The 1891-nt window shown below is 44.6% G+C and carries 1 protein-coding gene; it reads right to left on the reverse strand.

The window, feature by feature from the left end; all coding sequences use genetic code 11:
- The coding region (locus BSG1_RS19270; RefSeq protein WP_006838918.1) for an efflux RND transporter permease subunit at nt 1-1891 on the reverse strand (1891 nt) is incomplete at both ends.

Below are 1891 nucleotides of genomic sequence, written 5' to 3' on the forward strand. Positions count from 1 at the left end.
TTTTTTGAAGTGTAACAGTTCATAGATAACCGGAATGACAACCAGCGTTAAAAGGGTAGCGACGCTCAAACCGCCGATAACAACGACTGCCAAACTTGCAGAAACGAGATTTCCGGTTTCGGTTTGTTTGAACAGGAGTGGGATCATCGCACAGATGGTCGCTACAGCCGTCATGATAATCGGGCGCATTCTGATGGCAGCTGCTTCAACGATGGCCTCCCTGATGATCATGGTGTTCTCATTCTGTCTGACCCGGTCAAGAAGGACGATTGCATTTGTAACGACGACACCGATCAGCATCAAGCCGCCAAGAAGGGCTGTGATGTCCACCGTAATGCCACTGATCAATAATCCAAGGACTGCTCCGATGGCCGCAAGCGGCAGTGAACAAAGGATGGCTATCGGTGCACGAATCGTCTTGAATGTGATGACCATGATCAGAAACACAATGCCGATGGATACGAGCATCGTGACGAAGATATCGGTAAAGTCTTCGGCTTGCTGGGCACTGGCTCCTCCAATCAACACTTCAACATCTTTCGGAATATCCAATCCGTCAGTTTCTTTTGTTCCAAAGATGATTTCATTCATTTTTGCAGAAATAGCGGAAAGCTTTTCAGGATCCACTGCCGCAGTCAAACGGATGTATGCTTCGCCATCTTTATGGAACATGGTGGTTGATTTATCTTCGGATTTAAGTTCTGCAATATCAGACAATTTCACAATGCCGGTATCAGTCATAACCGGGACAGCTTTTAAATCAGTTTCATTCTCAGGATTTAAACTGGATTCAAGAATGATCGGAGTTTGCTTGCTTTCAATTTCCATTGTTCCGACAGGTGTCTGATTCAGCATCATTGCCAGCTGGGCGGCGACCTGACTGGTGTTTGCTTTTGAGGTATTTACTTCAAATGAGTAAACGGTTTTCTTTTCTTCCATATTGGTTTCAACTTTTTTCACCCCAGCAATATCAGCGATGGCCTCCTTGATTTTTTCTCCATTGTCTTCGAGTGCTGCGGTGTCATTTCCAATGACATCGATTGTAATATTAGTGGAGCTTCCTCCCATCATGGATGCGGCAATGGTTTCAACTTCAGCGCCAGGGAATTTGGATTCTTGAGTTTCGATTTCCTCTATCATCTTATTGATATCAGCATTGTCGTCTGGGATGATACTGAATCTTGCCTCCGTTGCGGACGCTACCTCTCCAAATTGAGCTGAATCTTCAGTAGATCCCAGCTGTGTATAGAGGAACTTCACTCCTTCTAAATCGTTTATAAAGTCTTCCAGCTTCAACGTGTTATCTTTTACGTCTTCAACAGGTGTGTTGTTTGGATACTTTAACGTGGTTATGACAAATTCAGCTGAAGAATTATCAACTGCTCCTTTCGGCATAGCCGCAAAAGTCCCGATAGAGCCGGCAAAAATTACGAAAGTGAGAAGCAGGATGACCCATTTATGATTCAATGACCATGTCAGCCAATTTTTAAAACGAACTGGAGGGTTATGAGAAGCAAGTTTTGCATTTCTCAGCAAGCCTGCACTCATTAATGGCACGACTGTAAGAGCGACCAGAAGGGATGTTAACAAGGAATAGCTCACAGTCAATGCAAATGGCAGCAAGAAGTCCTGAAGGCTTCCTGAAACCAAGCCAATCGGCAGGAAGACTGCTACTGTTGTCAGTGTAGAGGATGTTATCGCAGAGCCGACTTCCTTCGTCGCCTCGATGATCAGGGCGACAGAAAATTTTTCATTCTGCATTTTCCGGAAAATGTTTTCGATAACGACGATACTATCATCAACGAGTCTTCCGACAGCAACGGCTACCCCTCCAAGAGTCAGGACGTTTAAGGTTACTCCGGATATCGATAGCAAAAATAAAGTTAAACAG

Origin of the sequence: Bacillus sp. SG-1 (genome assembly GCF_000181495.1) — a bacterium.
In the GTDB taxonomy this organism is placed as follows: domain Bacteria; phylum Bacillota; class Bacilli; order Bacillales; family Bacillaceae_B; genus Rossellomorea.